The organism is Serratia marcescens (assembly GCF_006715005.1).
Taxonomy (GTDB): Bacteria; Pseudomonadota; Gammaproteobacteria; order Enterobacterales; family Enterobacteriaceae; genus Serratia; species Serratia montpellierensis.
Map to the genome: position 1 here is coordinate 1,630,002 of NZ_VFMJ01000001.1, position 20,981 is coordinate 1,650,982.

Below are 20,981 nucleotides of genomic sequence, written 5' to 3' on the forward strand. Positions count from 1 at the left end.
CTGACGAGGCTGTCACTGCGAATAACATCAGGATGAAAATATGAGCTGGACGATTGATAAAGTGAAAGTGCTGTTTAATAAGCCTTTGTTGGATTTGCTCTATGATGCGCAAAAGGTGCATCGTCAACATTTTGATCCGCTGGAAATACAAATGAGCACTTTGCTGTCTGTTAAAACAGGAGGGTGCCCAGAGGACTGCAAATATTGTTCGCAAAGCGCAAGGTATAAAACAGGATTGCGGGCAGAAAAGTTGTTGCAGGTAGAAAAAGTCTTACAGTCAGCCCGTACAGCGAAAGAGGCTGGCTCCTCGAGATTTTGCATGGGAGCGGCCTGGAGTAATCCGCACGAACGCGATATGCCTTATTTGGAGGAGATGGTCAGAGGGGTTAAGGCGTTGGGGTTGGAAACCTGCATGACGCTGGGAAAACTGACTGATTCTCAGGTCGAGCGATTGGCTAACGTTGGCTTAGACTACTATAGCCACAATCTGGATACCTCTCCCGAATATTATGGCAGCATCATCACAACCCGCACTTATCAGGATAGATTAACGACGATCGATAAAGTCAGGGCGGCTGGCATCAAGGTCTGCTCCGGTGGAATATTGGGTCTAGGTGAAAGTAACCTAGACCGGATTGGTCTGCTTTTGCAATTGGCAAACCTTTCTAAAGCGCCGGAAAGTGTGCCCATTAACATGCTGGTCAAGGTGGCGGGCACCCCCCTGGAAGACAGTGAGCCGGTGGATGCCTTTGACTATATCCGCGTCATTGCCGTTGCCAGAATCATGATGCCGACCTCCTATGTGCGCATCGCGGCAGGGCGCGAGAAAATGAATGAGCAAATGCAGGCCATGTGTTTTATGGCGGGGGCCAATTCAATTTTCTATGGATGCAAATTGTTAACGGCAACGAATCCCGATGAGGATCAGGATATGAAATTGATACGGAAGTTGGGTCTGAAAACACAAAAAGTGCGCCAATCACTGACAGACGAGGAAGAGGGCGCTTCATTGCTGAAAGACGTAATGACTATGGATGATGAGAACTATTATCAGGTTATTTGATGCGGCATTTAAATATGCCCACGGATAAAGCGGCAAGCCAACAGCAGTATGCTGTTGGCTTCAATCATCTTATTCTTCGAAACCGACGCGGAAATTCATTTTGCCCTCAGGCAGCGCGCGCGAGTTGCCTTCCGCATCGACCGCCACATAGGTGAACACCGCTTCGGTCGCCCGGTAACGCTGGCCGATCGGGGCGGAAGAAACTTTCTTTACCCACACTTCGATATTAATGGTGATCGAGCTGCGCCCGGTGCGGATACAGTGCGCATAGCAGCAAACCACGTCGCCTACCGCCACCGGTTTCAGGAAGGTCATGCCGTCTACGCGTACCGTCACCACGCGCCCTTCGGCGATCTCTTTGGCCTGGATGGCGCCGCCGATATCCATTTGCGACATCAGCCAGCCGCCGAAGATATCACCGTTAGCATTGGTATCAGCCGGCATCGCCAGCGTGCGCAGCACCAGCTCGCCGCTGGGTAAAGGTCGTTGTTGTGTCATAGCAGTCTGCTTTTAAAAGGAGGGAATAACATCATACTGCCCGCGGCAAGCGCCGCAGGCATTAACAATTTTGTAACTATTTTTTCTGTTCTTCCGGCATGTGCCGGTAAATATAGATACCGCTGAGGAGGGTGAAGACCAGCGTCAGTACCGTCAGGCCAAAGACTTTGAAATTGACCCAGACGCTTTGCGGCAGCCAGAAGGCGACATAGATGTTCGCCAGGCCGCAGGCCAGGAAGAAGACCGCCCAGGCCAGGTTGAGGTTACTCCACACTTTGTCCGGCAACGTCAGCTCTTTGCCCAGCATGCGCTGAACCAGCGGTTTTTTGAGCACCCATTGGCTGATCAGCAGCGCCAGCGCGAACAGCGCGTAAATCACCGTGACCTTCCATTTGATAAACAAATCATTATGGAATACCAGCGTCAGGGTGCCGAATACCAGCACCATCAAGAAGGTGATCAACGTCATCTTCTCGACCTTGCGGTATTTCACCCAGGTGAACACCAGCGCCAGTGCGGTGGCGACGATCAACGCGCCGGAGGCGACGTAGATGTCGTACAGCTTATAAAAAGCGAAAAAGACAATTAGCGGGAGGAAATCAAGAAACTGCTTCATAAATCAATCCATCATCTGTTCATCGGCCGACTATACCGGATTCGGTGAGCTCTGTGTACCGCCGGGCGTTGCCGATTATCGGCGTTTAGCCGGCGGATTTCTGCCGCGAAAGCAGGAATTTGCATAAACTTACGCAAGAAAGCGCCGGCACATTGCCAGCGCGGGCCGCAGGTCGCATAGTAAGTGTCATCATAACCAGATAATTTACCGCGGAAAACAAGCATGCAGTGGAAATCTCTCCAGGCCCTGACGCCTGGTTTGACGCATTTATTGGGCTATCAACGCAGTTGGCTCAAGCCGGATATTCGCGCCGGCCTTTCCGTCGCCGCCGTCGCCCTACCGGTGGCCATCGCCTACGCCGAACTGGCCGGGGTTAGCCCGGTGGTGGGGCTCTATTCCTGTATCTTGCCGATGATGGCCTACGCACTGTTCGGCTCGTCGCGCCAGCTGATCGTTGGGCCCGACGCTGCCACCTGCGCGGTGATCGCCGCCGTGGTGACGCCGCTGGCAGCGGGCAATATGGAACGCCATTGGCAGCTGACCATCATGATGACCGCCATGATGGGCGGTTGGTGTCTGCTGGCCAGCCGGTTCAAGCTGGGGGCGCTGGCGGATCTGCTGTCGCGACCGATCCTCAGCGGGCTGCTGAACGGGGTGGCGATCACCATTATTGTCGATCAGATCGGCAAGGTGTTGGGGTTCACGGTGCGCCCGGCACAGCTGATCGAACGCATCTACGCGCTGCCCGGTAACCTGCTGCACAGCGACTGGCTGACGATGGCGGTGTCGTTGTTGACGCTGGTGACGCTGCTCGGATTTAAAAAATGGCGGCCTAACTGGCCGGCCCCGCTGTTTGCCATCGTGCTGGCGGCGTTCGTCACCTGGGCGGGCGGCCTGCAGCAGCATGGCGTGGTGACGGTGGGCGGTTTCAGCGGCGTGTTGCCGATCGTCCAATGGCCGGACTTCCAACCTGGTTTGCTGCGCGACATGGTGATCCCGGCGCTCAACCTGGCGGTGGTGAGCTTTGTCAGCATGATGCTCACCGCCCGCAGCTTCGCCGCCAAGAACGGCTATGAGGTGAACGCTGACGCCGAGTTTCGTGCGCTGGGGCTGGTGAATATCGTCTCCGCGCTGTCGCAAGGTTTCGCCATCAGCGGTGCGGACTCGCGCACCGCGGTGAATGACGCCAACGGCGGCAAGAGTCAGCTGGTGTCGATCATCGCCGCTGCAGTCATCGCCTTCGTCTTGCTGTTCCTGATGGCACCACTGCAGTTTATTCCGGTGGCCGGATTGGGCGTGGTGCTGATGTATGCCGCCTGGTCGTTGCTGGATATCCGCGGCATCTGGATCTTGCGCCGTCGCAACGCGCAGGCGTTTCGCCTGGCGCTGTTTACCTTCCTCAGCGTGCTGCTGGTGGGGGTGATCAGCGGCATCGGGCTGGCGGTGTTGCTGGGGCTGATGCAGTTTCTGCGTACCGTCTTTCGGCCGACGGAACAACTGCTGGGCGTCAACGATGAAGGCATGATCCACTCCATGGGCAACAACAATGGGGTGAAGGCGGTGCCTGGCGTCATGATGTATCGCTTCAATTCGCCGCTGACCTATTTCAACGTGGCCTATTTCAAACGCCGTATCCTCAATTTGGTCGACGGCACGCCGTTCCAGCCACGCTGGGTGGTGGTGGATGCGGTGGCCAGTTTCACCCACGCCGATATCAGCGTGCTGGCGGCCATCGACGAACTGAAACGCGACCTGTTACAGCGTAACGTAAGGCTGGTGCTGGCGGGGCGCAGCACCGAGCTGACGCGTTGGTTCCGCATCAACCGCTTAGGGCGCGACAAAGAGCTGATTTTGGTGCCGGACCTGTATCTGGCCCTGAAACTGATTCAGAGTAAGGAGCAGGCGGAAGCCGCCACGGCGGGGTAAACAAAAAAGGGGCGCGCCGAAGCGTGCCCCTTGGGTTTTGGTTGCGTCGACGTTAGCCGCGCAGCAGCATGTACAGACGGAACAGATAGATCAGCAGCAGGGCAGACACCAGGTTGCTCAACGCGGTCAGTACCACGCTGGCGACGTTCGGCGTCAGCACCGACAGATGGCTCACCAAAAACAGCACCAGCAGCTTGGCCGCCAGCCACAGCATCATCGCCGGCACAATTACGCGCGCATTGGCGAAGGCCAATTTGCTGCTCAACTTGAGCGACGCGAACACGCCTTTTTTATCGACGGAGGCGATCACCGGCGCCAGCGCGAAGGCGATTGCCATCGCCACGCCCGGCACCACAAACAGCGTCAGGCCGAGCTGGATCAGTAGGGTGCAGATAAACAGCAGCAGCAACAGACGCGGCAGATCGGGCGCCGAAGCGCCGAGCGCGCGCAGGGCGCTGGTGCGTTCGCCTTGTGATACCAGACGGATCAGCGTCAGCATCCCGCCGACCAGCAGCACGTTGCCGACCAGCGCGGAGAAGGTCGCGGCTGCCGACACTTTCAGCAACACCATCTGCTGTTCCGGCGTCATCTGCTGGATCACTTCCTGAATGCCCATGCCGGTAGACGAAGCGAAATCGCTGGTGGTGGCAGCGAGCGTCGCCAACTGTTCGGCATCGGGGCTGAAGGCCTGATTCAGCAGTACGGAGATAAACGCCGTCAACAGCGCCAACATTAGGATGCTGGCCAGTTGGTTGCGTAAAAAGTTAAAACTGTCACGGTACAAAGCGTTGGCCGTGATAGGCATGCAGACTCCTTGGCGTCGGGAAAACAGAGATAAATCAGTGGGTGATTGTACCCTGTTCCACGTCGCTGTGGCACCCCGCGAATTGCACTACGCCTATTTCTTCAACGATCGTCGTTTCAGGCAGCGATAGTGGCAAGGGCACCGGCAGGGGCGGCAGGCCGTAGCGTTCCCGGGCGCGATCGCAGGCTTCGTTGCGCAGGCCGTTTTCACCGGACTGATCGAACTCTCTGCACGGGCTGGGCCGATTGAGGTAGATAGAGCAGGACACGGCTTTGCCGATCTCGCCGTCCAGCGCGTTACAGCGCGGGGACTTGCTGTTGGTCCCCTGCATACAGCGCAGGAACGGGCTCAAAGGCTCCGTTAAGGAAAGGGGAACGGTGCCGCCGCCGTCTTCAGCTTCGGCCCAATAGAATGACACTCGAAAGTAACCGCAGCATGCGCCGCAGTTGACACAGGGATTAAGGATTTCGCTCATCTTGATTGCTCACCGACTCCTTACGGCACCAACCAAAACCAACACGGAAAATGAAATTACCTCAGCCGCATTTTTCTCCGCAACCGAAATTTGAACATGTAGATAATTTGCAACAAAATCGATTTTTTGATGCAGATCAATCCTTGATTTATTAGGCGGTTAGGTAACCTTGTTTTTAGTGGGATTTTAAATTTTTACACATAAGATGTGATCTCGATGGGATCACAAATACCCGAAAGTAGGTATATTCCCCCTCGAGCGATTAACCACACAAATGGAATGGATAATGAAAAAGACAACTCTGGTGGTATTGGCGACGATGATGGCGCCTATGTTGGCAAGTGCGCATCAGGCCGGTGATTTCCTGTTCCGCGCGGGCACCGCGACGGTGCGTCCAAATGCGGGTTCGGACAACGTATTGGGGCTGGGTTCGCTGGATGCGAAAAACAATACCCAGCTCGGTCTGACCTTCGGTTACATGGTGACGGACAACATCGGCGTTGAGTTGTTGGCCGCGACACCGTTCCGCCACAAGGTCACCTTGGGCGGCACCGATCTGGCGACCGTTCACCAATTGCCGCCTACGCTGATGGCGCAATACTACTTCGGCGACAAGCAGGACAAGCTGCGTCCTTACCTGGGCGTCGGCGTTAACTACACCACCTTCTTCGACGAGAAGTTCAACGACTACGGCAAAAGCGCCGGTTTAAGCAATCTCGATCTGAAAGATTCCTGGGGCGTGGCGGCGCAGGCCGGCCTGGATTACAACCTGGATGAGCACTGGATGCTGAACATGTCGGTGTGGTGGATGAACATCGAAACCAAAACTCGCTTCAACGATGCGAATGGCGGGCACCACAGCTTCGATACGCGTCTGGATCCGTGGGTGTTCATGTTCGGGGCAGGTTACCGCTTCTGATGAAGGCCGCAAGCAGGGAGGCGTTGCGCCTCCCTGTGTCGGTATTATTTAACCTGCATCACGTTTTCAACCGATTTCACGCCGGCCACGCCGCGTGTGACCTGCACCGCACGGTTGGCGTCATCGCTGGACGTCACGAAGCCGCTCAGCTGTACGCGCCCTTTAAAGGTTTCCACGCTGATCTCACGTGACTTGATGTTTTTATCCGCCAGCAACGCCGATTTCACTTTGGTGGTGACCACGGTGTCATCGATATAACCGCCTGTTCCCTCCGATTTTGCCGTCGGCGCGCAAGCGCTCACCGCGACCGCCACAACGGCTGCCATGCACAAGGCTGAAAGGGTTTTAAACAGCTTCATAAATTACTCTCCATGCAATGTTATGGTTGAAATTCGCTACGGTTTTTCGCCATAGCGAGCGCATTCCCCAAATCAAACGAAGAAATGCATAGCGAACAACGTTCATTGTGAGACAAGACTGGGGTTTGTTCAAATTTTTGCTGTAAATAAATGGAACAAACTTTGAGGGGAAACAAGCTGTTAAAGCGAGCGCCGGCAGGGCGCTCGCTAAAGAGGATCACGCCCGGGTGGCGCGCTTCATATTGCTGACGAAGGCCGCCAGCTTGGTCAGCATCTCCGCAGGGTTGGCATGGTGCTGTTCGATGATTTTGACGATTGCCGAGCCGGAGATCGCGCCGGCGGCCCCGGCCTGCAGCGCCGCCTTCACCTGCTCGGGTTCGGAGATGCCGAAGCCCTGCAGCGGCGGCGCGGCGTGATACTCGCGCAGCTTGTTCACCAGGTGATGCAACGGCAGCTGCGCTCGGCTTTCGGTGCCGGTGACGCCGGCGCGCGACAGCAGGTAGGTGTAGCCGCGGCCGTGCGACGCGATTTCACGCAGCAGATCGTCATCGGCGTTCGGCGGGCAGATGAAGATCGGTGCGATACCGTGGCGCGCGGCGGCGGCGCGGAATGGCGCAGACTCTTCAAACGGCACGTCGGCGACCAGCACCGAATCCACGCCCACTTCGGCGCAGCGTTGGTAAAACGCATCGATGCCTTTATGGAACACCAGGTTGGCGTACATCAGCAGGCCGATGGGTATGGTCGGGTGCTTCTGGCGGATGGCCGCCAACATCTCGAAGCATTGGGTCGGCGTGACGCCGGCGGCGAAGGCGCGCAGCGTCGCGCTCTGGATGGTTGGGCCATCCGCCAGCGGGTCGGAGAAGGGAATGCCCAGCTCCAGCGCGTCCGCACCGGCCTCGATCAGGGTGTCGATAATCTGCAGCGACAACGCCGGGTTAGGATCGCCCAGCGTCACGAACGGGACGAATGCGCCTTCCTTGCTGCTTTCCAGACGCGTGAACAGTTGCTGATAACGTTCCATCAGATTTCTCCCCGTGCTTTCAAAATGTCGTGAACGGTAAATATGTCTTTGTCGCCGCGGCCGGACAGGTTGACCACCAGGATCTGCTCTTTCTGCGGCGTTTCACGGATCATTTTCAGCGCGTGCGCCAGGGCGTGTGAGGATTCCAGCGCCGGGATGATGCCTTCATGGCGCGACAGCGCCTTGAACGCTTCCAGCGCTTCGTCGTCGGTGATCGACACGTATTCGGCGCGGCCGGTGCTGTTCAGGAAGGCGTGCTGCGGCCCGACGGACGGGAAGTCCAGTCCGGCGGAGATCGAATAGGATTCTTCAATCTGGCCTTCGGCGGTCTGCATCATCGGCGCCTTCATGCCGAAGTAGATGCCGACGTGGCCGTGTTTGAGCGGCGCGCCGTGCTGACCGGTTTCGATGCCCAGGCCGGCAGGTTCCACCCCGATCAGCCCAACGCCGGCGTCATCGATAAAGTCGGCGAACATGCCGATGGCGTTGGAGCCGCCGCCGACGCAGGCGATGACCGCATCCGGCAGACGGCCTTCGCGCTCCAGCACCTGCGCTTTGGTTTCTTCGCCGATCATGCGCTGGAATTCACGCACGATGGTGGGGTACGGGTGCGGGCCGGCGGCGGTGCCGAGCATGTAGTGCGCGGTTTCATAGCTGCCGGACCAGTCGCGCAACGCTTCGTTGCAGGCGTCTTTCAGGGTGGCGGAGCCGCTGTGCACCGGGATCACTTCCGCGCCCATCAACCGCATGCGGAACACGTTCGGCGACTGGCGCTCGACGTCTTTGGCTCCCATATAGATGCGGCATTTCAGGCCGAGCAGCGCGCAGGCCAGCGCCGACGCGACGCCGTGTTGGCCTGCGCCGGTTTCCGCGATGATCTCGGTTTTGCCCATGCGCTTGGCCAGCAACGCCTGGCCCAGCACCTGGTTGGTCTTGTGTGCGCCGCCGTGCAGCAGGTCTTCACGCTTCAGATAAAGCTTGGTGTTGCTGCCGGCGGTGAGGTTTTTGCACAGCGTCAGCGCCGTCGGGCGGCCCGCGTAGTTCTTCAACAGATCGATAAATTCAGCCTGAAATTCCGGATCGCGCTGAGCGCTGACAAAGGCTTCTTCCAGTTGTTTCAGGGCCGGCATCAGAATTTGCGGCACATACTGGCCACCAAATTCGCCGAAGTAGGGGTTAAGCAGCGTCATGAGAGTTCCCGTTATTATCCGTTATTAATATAGAGCCGTATTCAGTAGGCGCGCAGGGTCTGGAAGACCGAGGCCAGGCGCGCGGGATCTTTGATGCCCGGTTCGCTTTCCACGCCGGAGTTGAAGTCCAGCCCGGCGCAGCCGAGCTTGGCCGCTTCGACGCAGTTGTCGGCGCGCAGGCCGCCCGCCAGCATCACGTTAGTCAGATCTTGGTCTTGCAATACCGACCAGTCGAAGCGTTGACCGGTGCCGCCGGCGCCGTTGTCCAGCAGATAACGGTCGACATGCTGCAGATCGCGCGCTGGAACCCGATCTTTCACGCTCAGCGCCTTCCAGATGCGGCAATCGGCCGGCAAACGGGCGCGCAGGGCGCTGATATAGGCCTGGTCTTCCGCGCCGTGCAGTTGCACCGCATGCAGTCCGAGGCGTTCAACGGTCAACGCCACGGTATCGACCTGGGCGTCGCAGAATACGCCGACGTACTTCAGCGGCGCGCCGGAGATCACTTCGCGGGCGCGGGTGATGTCCACATAGCGTGGCGAACGGCCGACGAAAATCAGCCCGCCGTAGATGGCGCCGGCCTGATAGGCGGCGGCGGCGTCCTGCGGACGGGTTAGGCCGCACACTTTGTTGTCGCCCAGGATCACGCGGCGCACGGCGGCGCGCAGATCGGGTTCAGACATCAGCGCGCTGCCGATCAGAAAGCCGTTGGCGTAATGGCTCAGCTCGCGGATCTGCCCGTAGTTGTTGATGCCCGACTCGCTGATCACCGTTACGCCATGCGGTACGCGCGGCGCCAGCTCACGGGTGCGGTTCAGGTCGATGCTCAGATCGCGCAGATCGCGGTTATTGATGCCGACCACGCGCGCTTCCAGCGCGATCGCACGCTGCAGCTCTTCTTCACTGATCACTTCGGTCAGCACACCCATGTTCAGGCTGTGAGCCACCGCGGCCAGCTGGCGGTACTGCTCGTCGGTCAACACCGACAGCATCAGCAAGATGGCATCGGCCTGATAGTAGCGCGCCAGGTAGATCTGATACGGGTCGATGATAAAGTCTTTGCACAATACCGGTTGGGTGACGGTTTTACTGACCAGCGGCAGGAAATCGAAGCTGCCCTGAAAGTATTTCTCGTCGGTCAGCACCGAGATCGCCGAGGCGAAATCTTTATAGACCGTGGCGATCTCCACCGGATCAAAGTTCTCACGAATCAGTCCCTTGGAAGGCGAGGCCTTCTTGCATTCGAGAATGAAAGCCGTACGGGTGCCCTGCAGCGCGTGGTAGAAGCTGCGTTCGCTCGGTACGATGTCATTCTGAAAGCCGGCCAGGGGCTGTTGCTGTTGTCGCGCCGCGATCCATTGCGCTTTGTCGCGGACAATCTTGTGTAGCACGGTTTCCTGCATCATTTATCCTCTTGCCGCCAGTGCGATGACACGCTCATAGGCCTGCCCGCTGTTGATCATATCCAGTGCCTGCTGCGCATTTTGGCGCAGGTCTTCATGTCCGAATAACTTCAGAAGCAACGCGACGTTGGCCGCGACCGCCGCGGCGTGCGCCGGCTCGCCTTTACCTTGTAACAGCCGCGCCAAAATGTCACGGTTTTCTTCCGGCGTGCCGCCCAGCAAGGCTTCCAGCGGATAGGTTTCCAATCCGAAGGACTGCGGCGTGAGCTGGTAGCTGCTGATTTCGCCGTTGTTCAATTCCGCTACGTGCGTCGGGGCGTGGATCGCCACCTCGTCCATGCCGCCGCCGTGAACCACCGCCGCACGCTGATAGCCCAACACGCGCAGGGTTTCGGCAATCGGCAGCACCAGTTCCGGGCTGTATACGCCGATCAGCGCCAGCGGCGGACGCGCCGGGTTAATCAGCGGGCCCAGCACGTTGAACAGCGTGCGGGTCTTCAGCTGCTGGCGCACCGGCATGGCGTGGCGAAAACCGGTGTGGTACTGCGGCGCGAACAGGAAACACACGCCGAGGTCGTCCAGCGCTTTGCGCGCTTCTTCCGCCGGCAGATCCAGACGGATGCCGAACGCAGCCAGCAGATCCGAAGAGCCGGAACGGCTGGAGACGCTGCGGTTGCCGTGTTTGGCGATTTTCGCGCCGCACGCCGCCGCCACGAAGGCGCTGGCGGTGGAAATATTGATGCTGTTGGTGCCGTCGCCGCCGGTGCCGACGATATCGGCGAACAGATAATCCGGGCGCGGGAATGGCTGAGCGTCGTCCAGCAGCGCTTTGGCGGCGCCGGCGATCTCTTCCGGGCGCTCGCCGCGGACTTTCATGCTGATCAGCGCGGCCGCCAGTTGGCTCGGCTCCAGTTCGCCGCGCACGATGGCGCTGAACAGCTGTTGGCTTTCCTGCTGGCTCATCGACTCGGCGCGGTACAGTTTCTCAAGAATAGGTTGCATCGTCGTGTTCCTTATATTACTTCGCCAGCGCCCAGGCGAGGGTCTGCTCAAGCAGGCGCGCGCCGTGGGTGGTCAGAATCGATTCCGGGTGGAACTGGAAGCCGCACACGCGGCGACGTTCGTCGCGCACCGCCATCACCATCTCGCCGAAACGGGCGTTGACGGTGAGATCGGCCGGGATGTTGCTGCCGACCAACGAATGGTAGCGCGCCACCGGCAGCGGGTTGGCCATGCCGGCGAACATGCCTTCGCCATCGTGAACGATCGCCGAGGCTTTACCGTGCAGGATCTCACCCGCCTGGCCGACCTGGCCGCCGTAGGCTTCGACGATCGCCTGGTGGCCGAGGCAGATGCCGATGATCGGCAGCCGGCCGCGCAGGCGCTGCAGCAGTTCCGGCATGCAGCCCGCTTCGGACGGCGTGCCGGGGCCCGGCGACAGCATCAGCACCGGCTGGGTCATGTGCTCCAGGCGTTCGATGATCACCTCGGCGGCGATCTGGTTACGGTAAATCACCACCTGATGGCCGCTGGCGCGCAGCTGATCGACCAGGTTGTAAGTAAAGGAGTCGACGTTGTCGAGCAACAGGATATCGGCCATCAGAACACCTCCTTGGCATGGTGCGCAGTGGCGATGGCGCGCAGCACGGCACGGGCTTTATTACGGGTTTCGTCGGCTTCCGCCTGCGGGATGGAATCCAGTACCACGCCGGCGCCGGCCTGCACGGTGGCGATGCCGTCTTCAACGTAGGCAGAGCGAATGACGATGCAGGTATCCAGATCGCCGGTGGCAGTGAAGTAGCCCACCGCGCCGCCGTAGCTGCCGCGGCGCGTGCCTTCTGAGGCGGCGATCAGCTGCATCGCCCGCACTTTCGGCGCGCCGCTGAGGGTGCCCATGTTCATGCAGGCCTGGTAGGCGTGCAGCACGTCGAGATCGGCGCGCAGGGTGCCCACCACCCGGGAAACCAGGTGCATGACGAACGAATAGCGGTCCACCTTGGTCAGGTCGGCCACGTAGCGGCTGCCGGCCTGGCAGATGCGCGCCAGATCGTTGCGCGCCAGATCGACCAGCATCAGGTGCTCGGCCAGCTCTTTGTGGTCGGTGCGCATTTCCAGCTCGATGCGGCTGTCGAGATCCAGATCCAGCGAACCGTCGGCACGGCGGCCGCGTGGGCGAGTGCCGGCGATCGGGTAGATTTCGATTTGGCGATTGCCCGCGTCGTATTTCAGCGCGCTCTCCGGCGAAGCGCCAAACAGGGTGAAGTCATCATCCTGCATGAAGAACATGTACGGGCTGGGGTTGTTGTCTTTCAAGGTCTGGTAGGCCGCCAGCGGCGCCGGGCAAGGCAGGGAGAAGCGGCGCGACGGCACCACCTGGAAAATCTCGCCCTGACGGATCGCTTCCTGCAGTTCGCTGACCACCGCGCCGTACTCTTCGTCGCTCTGGTTGCAGCTCAGCTGCATGTTCTCCAGCGTTTGATGCGGGATCGGCTGCGGGGTTTGTTGCAACTCGGCCTGCAGCTGTTCCAGACGTTGCTGCAAGCGCTGTACTTCACTCGCCTGCTCGCTGAAGACGCTGGCCTGCAGGCGGGCCGAGCCGCGTTGGTGATCCAGCACCAGCAGGGTTTCCGCCAGATAGAAACAGAAGTCCGGGCAGCGCTGATCCTGGCGCAGTGCCGGCAGGTCTTCGAAACCGGCGACCAAATCGTAGGCGAACAGGCCGCCCAGCATCACGGCTTCGCGCTCGTCCGCCGGTGAGTCCACCAGGGTCAGCAGCGTGCGCAGCGCGTCGAACACCGACAGTGAGCGCAGGCGAGCGTCTTCGTCCTGCACCGCGTCGATCGCCGGGAAGGTCAGTTCGCGGCCGTTGGGGCGCGCCTGATTGCGCACCTCGGACGGCAGCGCTTCGTCCAGCAGCGGCAACAGCGCCGCGCCGTTGGTGGTGAGCGCCTGCACGCTGACGGTATGGCCCAGTGCGGTAATGCGCAGCGCGCTGTCGATCACCAGCAGGCTCTGCAGATTCTGTTTGCTGTTGATTTCCGCCGACTCCAGCAGCAGGGTGGCCGGACGGGCGCCGCACAGCTGATGGAAAATGGTGGTGGGGTCGCCCCGGTAGCTGGCTTGCGCCTTCAGCAATGTCAGTTGTGGTTTGATGTTCATCATTGGTGGTTCCAGTGAATTCTGTCCATAAAAAAGCCCGCATCAGGTGCGGGCTCAGGAAATCTGCATTGTCAGATGACAGCTATGCGCGATTACACCGCCCGCAAGAGGGAGGTACGCCACCAACCGTGAAGAGAAATATAGTTGTTCATTTGCCGACTCTCTCTGTTAACGCTCATCTGACACGGCCGTTGCCGTGAACTTGTGTACTAGTTAACTGGTTCGGCGCGGCAAAGTCAACCCTCTTTTTGCACAATGTTTTAGCGGTCAGCGTGAATTCTATTCATCATCCGCCTGGCGCCTGCGGCCAGGGCAGAATAGATTTCCGTCCGGCCGCCGATCGCGGGTATGATAGAAAACCAAGCCATTGCCGGATAGCCGTTTTGACAGACAGTAACCCCCAATCCACCGCTTTTACTCTGTACGACCTCCACAGCCACACGACCGCCTCCGACGGCTACCTGACGCCGACGCAGCTGGTACAGCGTGCGGTCGAGATGCGTGTGGGCGTGCTGGCGATCACCGATCACGATACCACCGCCGGATTGGCCGAGGCCGCCGCGGCCATTGTGGAGCAGGCGTTGCCGCTGCGGTTGGTCAACGGAGTGGAAATCTCGACGCTGTGGGAAAATCATGAAATCCATATCGTTGGGTTGGGCATGGACGTCACGCATCCGGCGCTGGTGACGTTGCTGGCTGCGCAAACCGAGCACCGCCACCGACGGGCACAGGAGATCGGCGTGCGTCTGGGTAAGGCGCGCATTCCCGATGCCTATGCCGGCGCCCAGCGGTTGGCGGGGGCCGGTGCGGTGACCCGCGGCCATTTCGCCCGTTACCTGGTGGAGATTGGCGTGGCGGACAACATGGCGCAGGTGTTCAAGAAATACCTGGCCAAGGGCAAAACCGGCTACGTGCCGCCGCAGTGGTGTACAATAGAACAAGCCATTGATGCGATTCATCAATCGGGCGGTCAGGCGGTGATGGCGCATCCAGGCCGTTACGATCTGACCGCGAAGTGGTTGAAACGTTTGCTGGCGCATTTCGCCGAACACGGCGGCGACGCCATGGAAGTGGCGCAGTGTCAGCAGGCGCCGCATGAGCGCTCGCAATTGGCGAAATACGCCCAGGACTACCGCCTGTTGGCCTCGCAAGGCTCTGATTTTCATCAGTCTTGTTCGTGGATCGAACTGGGCCGCAAGCTGTGGCTGCCGGGCGGCGTTGAGCCGGTGTGGCGCGATTGGCCGCAGCCGGGCGAGGCGGTCTGATTTTACGCGCGTGTGGCAACGCGCGCGGGCATCATTTTAGGAGCAAGTCATGAGTCAGCTTTTTTATATTCACCCGGACAACCCGCAGCCGCGTTTGATTAACCAGGCGGTTGAGGTGCTGCGCAAGGGCGGCGTGATCGTTTATCCCACCGATTCCGGCTATGCGCTGGGTTGCATGCTGGAAGAGAAGGCGGCAATGGAGCGCATTTGCCGCATCCGTCAGTTGGACGGCAACCACAACTTTACCCTGATGTGTCGCGATCTGTCCGAGTTGTCGACCTATGCGCACGTCGATAATACGGCGTTCCGCCTGATCAAAAACAATACGCCGGGCAACTACACCTTCATTCTGAAAGCGACCAAAGAAGTGCCGCGCCGCCTGATGAATGAAAAGCGCAAAACCATCGGCCTGCGTGTGCCGTCGAACCCGATCGCATTGGCGCTGTTGGAGGCGCTGAACGAACCGATGATGTCCACCACGCTGATGCTGCCGGGCAATGATTTTGCCGAGTCCGATCCGGAAGAGATCAGCGATCATTTAGGCAAGGTGGTCGATCTGGTGATCCACGGCGGTTTCCTCGGCCAACAGCCGACTACGGTTATCGATCTGACCGAATCCTCGCCGGAAGTGGTGCGCGAAGGGGCGGGCGACGCGGCGCCTTTCCGCTGATGTAAAAGGTTGCCACCTTGCCCATTGTCTGAAAATCGGCTGAAGCGACGCTATTTCGCGTGAAAGCCGCTATTCTTGAATACTTCAGAATTGATAATGGGCAGGATGCGCAGCAATGATTAAACAGGTTTCTTTTTTAGCGGCCTTATTATTTTCCTCAATGGCAAATGCGGGGTTTTATTCGGGCAGCGGTTTGCTGGCGGAATCCGGCGGTTACGTAAAAAATAAAAGCGGTGAAGCCACCGTGGCCGAAGCGCTGAATGGCGGCATGTTTATGGGGTACGTCGCCGGCGTATTCGATACCTATTCCATGCAGGGCAATCGCAATATCTGCCCGGAAGCCGGGATGAGCATCGGCGTAGCCGCCGACGCGGTGATGCAGTATTTGAACGAGCATCCTGAGCAGCTGCATTATTCCGCACCGTCGGTGATCATGTTGGCGCTAACCGCCGCCTATCCCTGCGTGCGCCATTAAGTTTCCCTTCCAATTCGTGCGCATTTTTTCATAAGGTGCGCTCGGACTCTTACCGCACGAACTTCAATAGATCAATGCCTGCTGCGCTGTCACCTTATCCCCGTCGGTATTTCCCGAACGGGTCGGGGAGAGACGCGCAGGAGGTAATATGACCGCATTTCACAGCGCCAACATGGCGCTCGACTATCAGGATATCGGCTCAGGGCCGCTCACGCTGGTGTTGCTGCCCGGCTGGTGCGAACCGAAAACCGTGTTTGAGCCGTTCATCGCTCTGGCCGCCGAACGCTATCGGGTGATCAGTATCGACTGGCGCGGCCACGGCCTGTCGTCAAAAGCGGCGGAGATGTCGCTGGCGGCGGACGATTTGCTGGAAGATGTGCGTCAGTTGCTGACGGCGCTGCGTTTGGACAATGTGATCACCCTGTCGGTGGCGCACGCCAGCTGGCTGGCGGTGGCGTTGGCCGAAGCGTTACCGCAGCGGGTACGGGGCATGGTGTTTCTCGACTGGATCATGACGCAGCCGGAACCGGCGTTCTTTACGGCGGTGAGCCGTATGCAGCAGCCGCAGCAGTGGCTGGCGGCGCGTGACGCTTTGTTCGACTTCTGGCAGGGAGGCATCCGCCACGATCGGGTCAAACGCCATCTGGAGGTCGAGATGGCGCAGGAAGATTACCGGCTGTGGCGTGCCGCCGGCGTAGCCATCGAACAGGCCTACCGGCAGTTCGGCTCGCCGCTGCAACGCCTGGCGGGAATGAGCGCGCCGCCCCCGTGTCGACACATCTACTCGTTGGATCGCCGCGACGACTATCTGCGGCAGCAGCAGGCATTTGCCGCCGAACAGCCGTTTTTCTCCGTGGTGCGTCTAGGGGAGGCTCGCACTCACCTCGGCATTTTGGAACGGCCCGACGCGGTGCTGTGGGCGGTGGAGGATTTTTTGGCGCCGTGAACGCCGTCTGAAGGGGGCCACCGCCGATAAAGTGGGTTTCAACACCTTAGAAAGCCTGTATAATACGCGGTTCGATCCTGATAAACGTATTATGACCGTTGTGGCGCTTGGCCGCGGCGGTATCCCCCCGACGCCTGTGAAGGCGACATTAGAGGTTGCTCAATGAGCGAAAAGTTACAGAAAGTTTTAGCGCGCGCCGGGCATGGCTCGCGTCGTGAAATCGAAACCATGATTGAAGCCGGGCGCGTCAGCGTCGACGGCAAGGTCGCCAAGTTGGGCGATCGCGTTGAAGTGACCCCGGCGATGAAAATTCGTCTGGATGGCCATGTCCTGTCGATCAAAGAATCCGAAGAGGTGGTTTGCCGGGTGCTGGCTTACTACAAACCGGAAGGCGAGCTATGTACCCGCAGCGATCCTGAAGGCCGCCCGACGGTGTTCGATCGCTTACCGAAGCTGCGCGGTTCGCGCTGGGTGGCGGTAGGGCGCCTGGACGTCAACACCTCCGGTCTGCTGCTGTTCACCACCGACGGTGAACTGGCGAACCGTCTGATGCACCCAAGCCGTGAAGTGGAACGTGAGTACGCGGTACGCGTGTTCGGCCAGGTCGACGATGCGAAAGTGAAGCAGCTGAGCAAGGGCGTGCAACTGGAAGACGGCCCGGCCGCGTTCCGCACCATCAGCTTCCAGGGCGGTGAAGGCCTCAACCAGTGGTACAACGTGACCCTGACCGAAGGCCGCAACCGTGAAGTGCGTCGCCTGTGGGAAGCCGTGGGCGTGCAGGTGAGCCGCCTGATCCGCGTGCGCTACGGCGACATCGATCTGCCGAAAGGCCTGCCGCGTGGCGGCTGGGCGGAACTGGATCTGCCGGCGATCAACTACCTGCGCGAGCTGGTTGAATTGAAACCGGAAACGGTCAGCAAAATGCCGGTGGAGCGTGAGCGCCGCCGCGTGAAGGCTAACCAGATCCGCCGTGCGGTCAAGCGCCACTCTCAGGTGGCCGGCAGCGGCCGCCGCAGTGCGCCAGGCAGCAAGCCGGGTAAACCGGGCAAGCCAAGCAAGCGCAGCTAATTCCTCATTCTGGCCCCGTTCGGGGCCAGAACTTTTTGTTACCAATCGATCCCCTGCTGCGCCTTCACGCCGGCATCGAACGCGTGTTTTACCGGCCGCATCTCCGTGACCGTATCCGCCAGTTCCAGCAAATCGCGATGGCAACCGCGCCCGGTCAAGATCACCGTTTGGTGCGCAGGGCGCCCCAGCAACGCTGCCTTCAGCTCTTCCAGTTCCAGATAGCCGTAGGTCAGCATGTAGGTCACTTCGTCCAGCAGCACCAGATCCAGGCTGCTGTCGGCCAGCATGCGCTTGCCGTGCTGCCACACCGCCTGGCAGGCGGCGGTATCGCCGGCTTTATTCTGCGTCTCCCAGGTAAAACCGGTGGCCATCACCTGGAATTCAACGCCGTGTTGCTGCAGCAGATTCTTTTCGCCATTGGGCCACTCGCCCTTGATGAACTGGATCACCCCGGCGCGCATGCCGTGGCCAACCGCCCGGGTGACGGTGCCGAAGGCGGCGGTGGTTTTACCCTTGCCGTTACCGGTAAACACCAACAGCAGGCCGCGGGTGTCCTGCGCGGCGGCGATGCGGGCATCGACCTGTTCTTTCAGGCGCTGCTGACGCTGTTGATGACGATCTTCCGCCATGAAACGCTCCTTATTATTCGGCCGCGCCGGGTTTACGGTTTGGCTGCGCGTCGAAGCTCATGCCGGTTTTCCGGCGGCTGTCTTCGCCCATCAGATACAGATACAGCGGCATGATATCGGCCGGGGTTTTCAGCTTGTTCTTGTCCTCGTGCGGGAAGGCAGATGCGCGCATTTTGGTGCGGGTGCCACCCGGATTGATGCAGTTCACCCGCAGATTGCGGTTTTTATACTCGTCGGCCAGCACCTGCATCATGCCCTCGGTGGCGAATTTCGACACCGCATAGGCACCCCAGTCTGCGCGGCCGGTGCGCCCGACGCTGGAACTGGTGAACACCAGCGAACCGGCGTGGGATTTCAGCAGCAGCGGCAGCAGCGCCTGAGTCAGCATAAAGGTGGCGTTGACGTTAACCTGCATCACCTCTTGCCACATGGTCATCGACAGGTCGGCCATCGGCGCGATGTCGCCGAGCAGGCCGGCGTTGTGCAGCACGCCGTCAAGGCGGGGGATCTGGCTCGCCAGATCGTCGGCTATCTGCCGGCATTGCTCCTGAGTGGCGTGCAGCAAGTCCAGCGTCACCACCCGGGCCGGGGCGCCGCCCTGGGCCGCGATCTCTTGTTGTACCGCCAGCAGTTTGCTCTCGGTGCGCCCCAGCAGCACCAGCTGAGCGCCGAAGCGCGCATAGGTCAGCGCCGCTTCGCGGCCGATGCCGTCACCGGCGCCGGTGACCAAAATGATACGTTGTTCGAGCAGATCTTGTTTGGGTTGGTAATGCACGATAAATCCTCGCCTGGGTGGCTGTTCTCCCGCGAATATCGGGGAGCAAGGGTGAAACGCGCGGCCGGGGCGGGAGCAAAGGCTCGACCGTCTGCGGGCCGCGCAGCGAATTCGTCTCATCGTATTGATGAATAATGGGTGTTATATGCCTTAATCCGTGGGCATTTTCAATGCGTAGCAGGCTGAAATGGCATTCTTTTGTAACAAAAGCACGGCGGTGGCGCCTTGGTTCGGCCTTGAATCGTCCCCATAGTGATGATCCGTGTGCAATGAATTTTCATTTAGCCGCGACAGCAGCCGCTGCGGTTGGCTAAAATGGAAAGAAGCATACTAACAACCTGTAAATAAAGGCGGAATCTGTGGAGTTTATATCTGTTTATGGCCTGTTTCTGGCCAAGGTCGCCACGGTGGTGCTCGCCATCGCCGCGTTGGCCATCCTGGCGGTCAGTTTGGGGCAACGCAAGAACCGCCAGAAAGGGGAGCTGCAGCTGACCGATCTCGGTGAACAGTATCGCGAGATGCAGCGTGATATGCGCCTGGCGCGTATGGATACCGCCGAGCAGAAGGTCTGGCTGAAACAGTTCAAAAAGCAGACCAAGGCCGACGACAAGCTGAAGAAGCAGCGCGCCAAGTCCGGCGCGGTGGAAGTGACTAAGCCGTGCCTCTATGTGCTGGACTTCAAGGGCAGCATGGACGCGCACGAAGTCACCTCGCTGCGCGAAGAGATCTCGGCGGTGCTGGCGGTAGCGTCGGCGCAGGATGAAGTTCTGCTGCGTCTGGAAAGCCCTGGCGGGGTGGTGCACGGCTACGGCCTGGCGGCCTCGCAGCTGGAGCGCCTGCGCAAAGGCGGCATTCGCCTGACGGTAGCGGTGGATAAAGTGGCGGCCAGCGGCGGCTACATGATGGCCTGCGTCGCGGATCGCATCGTGGCGGCGCCGTTCGCCATCATCGGCTCCATCGGCGTGGTGGCGCAGATCCCGAACTTCCACCGCCTGCTGAAAAAGAACGACATCGATGTGGAGCTGCACACCGCCGGGCAGTTCAAACGGACGCTGACGCTGTTTGGCGAAAACACCGAGCAGGGGCGCGAGAAGTTCCGCGAAGATCTGAACGAAACCCACGAGCTGTTCAAACGCTTCGTGCATGAGCAGCGCCCGTCGCTGGACATCGACAGCGTCGCCACCGGTGAACACTGGTTCGGTTCTCAGGCCAAAGAAAAGGGGCTTATCGACGCCATCGGCACCAGCGACGATTTGCTGATCGCCGAGCTGGATAACCACGAGGTGATCGCTGTGCGCTACACGCGCCGCAAACGCCTGATGGATCGCTTCATCGGCAGCGCGGCGGAAAGCGTCGATCGCTTGCTGTTGCGCTGGTGGCAGCGTGGTGAAAAGCCGCTGCTGTAACGGCGGTGATAGCGTGAATCAACGGGGGCCAGGTGCCCCCGTTTTCTTTTCTCAATCGACCAGGTGGTATTTTTCCGAAAGCAGATGGGCCAAGTGTTTAAACATATTAAATACCGCGGTGGTTTTGGCGGTGGGCAATCCATCGGCATCCAAAAAGTATTCGCCGCGGAAAACTAAAACGCCGCTTTTTTGTTCAACGTCGGTGGCGATCATGCCGTGCAGATAATCTTCGTGTTGGCGGATGATGTTATTTGCTTCCGCCAGCAGGGCCTCGCGGCCGATAGGGGCAGTATTCGTGTGCATTTATTAG

Annotated in this window: 21 protein-coding genes, 1 pseudogene and 1 other annotated feature; of the genes and pseudogenes, 9 read left to right on the forward strand and 13 right to left on the reverse strand. The window is 59.6% G+C overall.

Annotated features, from left to right (window positions below; all coding sequences use genetic code 11):
- The first annotated feature begins 40 nt into the window (after positions 1–40).
- Positions 41–1,063 carry a biotin synthase BioB gene (bioB, locus tag FHU12_RS07795; RefSeq protein ID WP_117286753.1) on the forward strand — a complete coding sequence of 341 codons (1,023 nt, stop codon included), beginning with the start codon at positions 41–43 and terminating at the stop codon, positions 1,061–1,063.
- Between the two features lie 69 nt (positions 1,064–1,132).
- Here bioB and yciA read toward each other — a convergent pair whose 3' ends face one another.
- Together yciA and FHU12_RS07805 are read right to left on the reverse strand one after the other, a co-directional pair.
- On the reverse strand, positions 1,133–1,561 hold the full coding sequence (gene yciA / locus FHU12_RS07800; protein ID WP_004932085.1) for an acyl-CoA thioester hydrolase YciA: 429 nt from the start codon (positions 1,559–1,561) through the stop codon (positions 1,133–1,135).
- 76 nt (positions 1,562–1,637) lie between these two features.
- Positions 1,638–2,177 carry a septation protein A gene (locus FHU12_RS07805; protein WP_004932082.1) on the reverse strand — a complete coding sequence of 180 codons (540 nt, stop codon included), beginning with the start codon at positions 2,175–2,177 and terminating at the stop codon, positions 1,638–1,640.
- Positions 2,178–2,399: 222 nt separating this feature from the next.
- Here FHU12_RS07805 and FHU12_RS07810 point away from each other — a divergent pair, with 222 nt between their 5' ends.
- Positions 2,400–4,103: a SulP family inorganic anion transporter gene (locus tag FHU12_RS07810; RefSeq protein WP_141968477.1), complete on the forward strand. Its 1,704-nt coding sequence runs from the start codon at positions 2,400–2,402 to the stop codon at positions 4,101–4,103.
- A 52-nt stretch (positions 4,104–4,155) separates the two neighbouring features.
- Here the strand turns inward: FHU12_RS07810 and FHU12_RS07815 are convergent, their stop codons facing one another.
- The gene (locus FHU12_RS07815; protein WP_141968479.1) at positions 4,156–4,908 is read right to left on the reverse strand and encodes a YciC family protein; all 753 of its coding nucleotides are present in this window, start codon (positions 4,906–4,908) and stop codon (positions 4,156–4,158) included.
- A 34-nt stretch (positions 4,909–4,942) separates the two neighbouring features.
- Positions 4,943–5,383 (reverse strand): YkgJ family cysteine cluster protein, encoded by a 441-nt coding sequence (locus FHU12_RS07820; protein ID WP_141968481.1) that lies wholly within the window; start codon positions 5,381–5,383, stop codon positions 4,943–4,945.
- A 286-nt stretch (positions 5,384–5,669) separates the two neighbouring features.
- On the opposite strand from FHU12_RS07820, the gene ompW reads away from it, so the two are divergent.
- The gene (gene ompW / locus FHU12_RS07825) at positions 5,670–6,302 is read left to right on the forward strand and encodes an outer membrane protein OmpW (protein WP_019452715.1); all 633 of its coding nucleotides are present in this window, start codon (positions 5,670–5,672) and stop codon (positions 6,300–6,302) included.
- A 44-nt stretch (positions 6,303–6,346) separates the two neighbouring features.
- Here the strand turns inward: ompW and FHU12_RS07830 are convergent, their stop codons facing one another.
- The 6 genes and pseudogenes from FHU12_RS07830 to FHU12_RS07860 form a co-directional block, all read right to left on the reverse strand.
- Entirely contained in the window at positions 6,347–6,661 is a 315-nt protein-coding gene (locus FHU12_RS07830) for a BON domain-containing protein (protein WP_016927515.1), read from the reverse strand.
- A 217-nt stretch (positions 6,662–6,878) separates the two neighbouring features.
- Positions 6,879–7,685, reverse strand: a complete 807-nt coding sequence (gene trpA, locus FHU12_RS07835; RefSeq protein ID WP_033634763.1) for a tryptophan synthase subunit alpha — start codon at positions 7,683–7,685, stop codon at positions 6,879–6,881.
- Positions 7,685–8,875 (reverse strand): tryptophan synthase subunit beta, encoded by a 1,191-nt coding sequence (trpB, locus tag FHU12_RS07840; protein WP_141968483.1) that lies wholly within the window; start codon positions 8,873–8,875, stop codon positions 7,685–7,687. The genes trpA and trpB overlap by 1 nt, the downstream gene beginning before the upstream one ends.
- A gap of 41 nt (positions 8,876–8,916) precedes the next feature.
- Positions 8,917–10,278: a bifunctional indole-3-glycerol-phosphate synthase TrpC/phosphoribosylanthranilate isomerase TrpF gene (trpCF, locus tag FHU12_RS07845; protein ID WP_141972922.1), complete on the reverse strand. Its 1,362-nt coding sequence runs from the start codon at positions 10,276–10,278 to the stop codon at positions 8,917–8,919.
- 3 nt (positions 10,279–10,281) lie between these two features.
- Positions 10,282–11,878 (reverse strand): annotated as a pseudogene (gene trpD, locus FHU12_RS27370) (bifunctional anthranilate synthase glutamate amidotransferase component TrpG/anthranilate phosphoribosyltransferase TrpD).
- Positions 11,878–13,440 carry an anthranilate synthase component 1 gene (locus FHU12_RS07860; RefSeq protein ID WP_141968489.1) on the reverse strand — a complete coding sequence of 521 codons (1,563 nt, stop codon included), beginning with the start codon at positions 13,438–13,440 and terminating at the stop codon, positions 11,878–11,880. Before FHU12_RS07860 ends, trpD begins: the two are co-directional and overlap by 1 nt.
- A 24-nt stretch (positions 13,441–13,464) precedes the next feature.
- Positions 13,465–13,568 (reverse strand) — a sequence feature (Trp leader region).
- A gap of 252 nt (positions 13,569–13,820) precedes the next feature.
- Between FHU12_RS07860 and rnm the strand changes: the two genes are divergently transcribed.
- From rnm to rluB, 5 genes are all read left to right on the forward strand, one after another.
- The gene (gene rnm, locus FHU12_RS07865) at positions 13,821–14,702 is read left to right on the forward strand and encodes an RNase RNM (protein WP_185742285.1); all 882 of its coding nucleotides are present in this window, start codon (positions 13,821–13,823) and stop codon (positions 14,700–14,702) included.
- Between the two features lie 49 nt (positions 14,703–14,751).
- Entirely contained in the window at positions 14,752–15,372 is a 621-nt protein-coding gene (locus tag FHU12_RS07870; RefSeq protein WP_033643268.1) for an L-threonylcarbamoyladenylate synthase, read from the forward strand.
- Positions 15,373–15,487: 115 nt separating this feature from the next.
- A complete protein-coding gene (locus FHU12_RS07875) occupies positions 15,488–15,847 on the forward strand; it encodes a Rap1a/Tai family immunity protein (protein ID WP_141968492.1) in 360 nt (119 codons plus the stop codon).
- 148 nt (positions 15,848–15,995) lie between these two features.
- The gene (locus tag FHU12_RS07880; protein ID WP_141968493.1) at positions 15,996–16,793 is read left to right on the forward strand and encodes an alpha/beta fold hydrolase; all 798 of its coding nucleotides are present in this window, start codon (positions 15,996–15,998) and stop codon (positions 16,791–16,793) included.
- 162 nt (positions 16,794–16,955) lie between these two features.
- A complete protein-coding gene (gene rluB / locus FHU12_RS07885; RefSeq protein ID WP_025303042.1) occupies positions 16,956–17,861 on the forward strand; it encodes a 23S rRNA pseudouridine(2605) synthase RluB in 906 nt (301 codons plus the stop codon).
- A 38-nt stretch (positions 17,862–17,899) separates the two neighbouring features.
- Here the strand turns inward: rluB and cobO are convergent, their stop codons facing one another.
- Complete coding sequence (gene cobO / locus FHU12_RS07890) at positions 17,900–18,490, reverse strand: cob(I)yrinic acid a,c-diamide adenosyltransferase (protein ID WP_049200634.1); 591 nt, start codon at positions 18,488–18,490, stop codon at positions 17,900–17,902.
- A gap of 13 nt (positions 18,491–18,503) precedes the next feature.
- Positions 18,504–19,265 carry a YciK family oxidoreductase gene (locus FHU12_RS07895; protein ID WP_089195947.1) on the reverse strand — a complete coding sequence of 254 codons (762 nt, stop codon included), beginning with the start codon at positions 19,263–19,265 and terminating at the stop codon, positions 18,504–18,506.
- Positions 19,266–19,624: 359 nt separating this feature from the next.
- Here FHU12_RS07895 and sohB point away from each other — a divergent pair, with 359 nt between their 5' ends.
- A complete protein-coding gene (sohB, locus tag FHU12_RS07900) occupies positions 19,625–20,671 on the forward strand; it encodes a protease SohB (RefSeq protein ID WP_141968495.1) in 1,047 nt (348 codons plus the stop codon).
- Positions 20,672–20,722: 51 nt separating this feature from the next.
- Here the strand turns inward: sohB and FHU12_RS07905 are convergent, their stop codons facing one another.
- Positions 20,723–20,974, reverse strand: a complete 252-nt coding sequence (locus FHU12_RS07905; RefSeq protein ID WP_063990040.1) for a YciN family protein — start codon at positions 20,972–20,974, stop codon at positions 20,723–20,725.
- Between the last annotated feature and the right edge of the window lie 7 nt (positions 20,975–20,981).

Bases quoted from the DNA above. Each gene is read 5' to 3' on its own strand.
- FHU12_RS07870 (WP_033643268.1), top strand. From the start codon at position 14,752: ATGAGTCAGCTTTTTTATATTCACCCGGACAACCCGCAGCCGCGTTTG.
- FHU12_RS07805 (WP_004932082.1), bottom strand. From the start codon at position 2,177: ATGAAGCAGTTTCTTGATTTCCTCCCGCTAATTGTCTTTTTCGCTTTT.
- FHU12_RS07880 (WP_141968493.1), top strand. From the start codon at position 15,996: ATGACCGCATTTCACAGCGCCAACATGGCGCTCGACTATCAGGATATC.
- FHU12_RS07860 (WP_141968489.1), bottom strand. From the start codon at position 13,440: ATGATGAACATCAAACCACAACTGACATTGCTGAAGGCGCAAGCCAGC.
- ompW (WP_019452715.1), top strand. From the start codon at position 5,670: ATGAAAAAGACAACTCTGGTGGTATTGGCGACGATGATGGCGCCTATG.
- FHU12_RS07875 (WP_141968492.1), top strand. From the start codon at position 15,488: ATGATTAAACAGGTTTCTTTTTTAGCGGCCTTATTATTTTCCTCAATG.
- FHU12_RS07815 (WP_141968479.1), bottom strand. From the start codon at position 4,908: ATGCCTATCACGGCCAACGCTTTGTACCGTGACAGTTTTAACTTTTTA.
- cobO (WP_049200634.1), bottom strand. From the start codon at position 18,490: ATGGCGGAAGATCGTCATCAACAGCGTCAGCAGCGCCTGAAAGAACAG.
- yciA (WP_004932085.1), bottom strand. From the start codon at position 1,561: ATGACACAACAACGACCTTTACCCAGCGGCGAGCTGGTGCTGCGCACG.
- FHU12_RS07830 (WP_016927515.1), bottom strand. From the start codon at position 6,661: ATGAAGCTGTTTAAAACCCTTTCAGCCTTGTGCATGGCAGCCGTTGTG.
- FHU12_RS07810 (WP_141968477.1), top strand. From the start codon at position 2,400: ATGCAGTGGAAATCTCTCCAGGCCCTGACGCCTGGTTTGACGCATTTA.
- FHU12_RS07905 (WP_063990040.1), bottom strand. From the start codon at position 20,974: ATGCACACGAATACTGCCCCTATCGGCCGCGAGGCCCTGCTGGCGGAA.
- trpCF (WP_141972922.1), bottom strand. From the start codon at position 10,278: ATGCAGGAAACCGTGCTACACAAGATTGTCCGCGACAAAGCGCAATGG.
- trpB (WP_141968483.1), bottom strand. From the start codon at position 8,875: ATGACGCTGCTTAACCCCTACTTCGGCGAATTTGGTGGCCAGTATGTG.
- trpA (WP_033634763.1), bottom strand. From the start codon at position 7,685: ATGGAACGTTATCAGCAACTGTTCACGCGTCTGGAAAGCAGCAAGGAA.
- bioB (WP_117286753.1), top strand. From the start codon at position 41: ATGAGCTGGACGATTGATAAAGTGAAAGTGCTGTTTAATAAGCCTTTG.
- FHU12_RS07820 (WP_141968481.1), bottom strand. From the start codon at position 5,383: ATGAGCGAAATCCTTAATCCCTGTGTCAACTGCGGCGCATGCTGCGGT.
- rluB (WP_025303042.1), top strand. From the start codon at position 16,956: ATGAGCGAAAAGTTACAGAAAGTTTTAGCGCGCGCCGGGCATGGCTCG.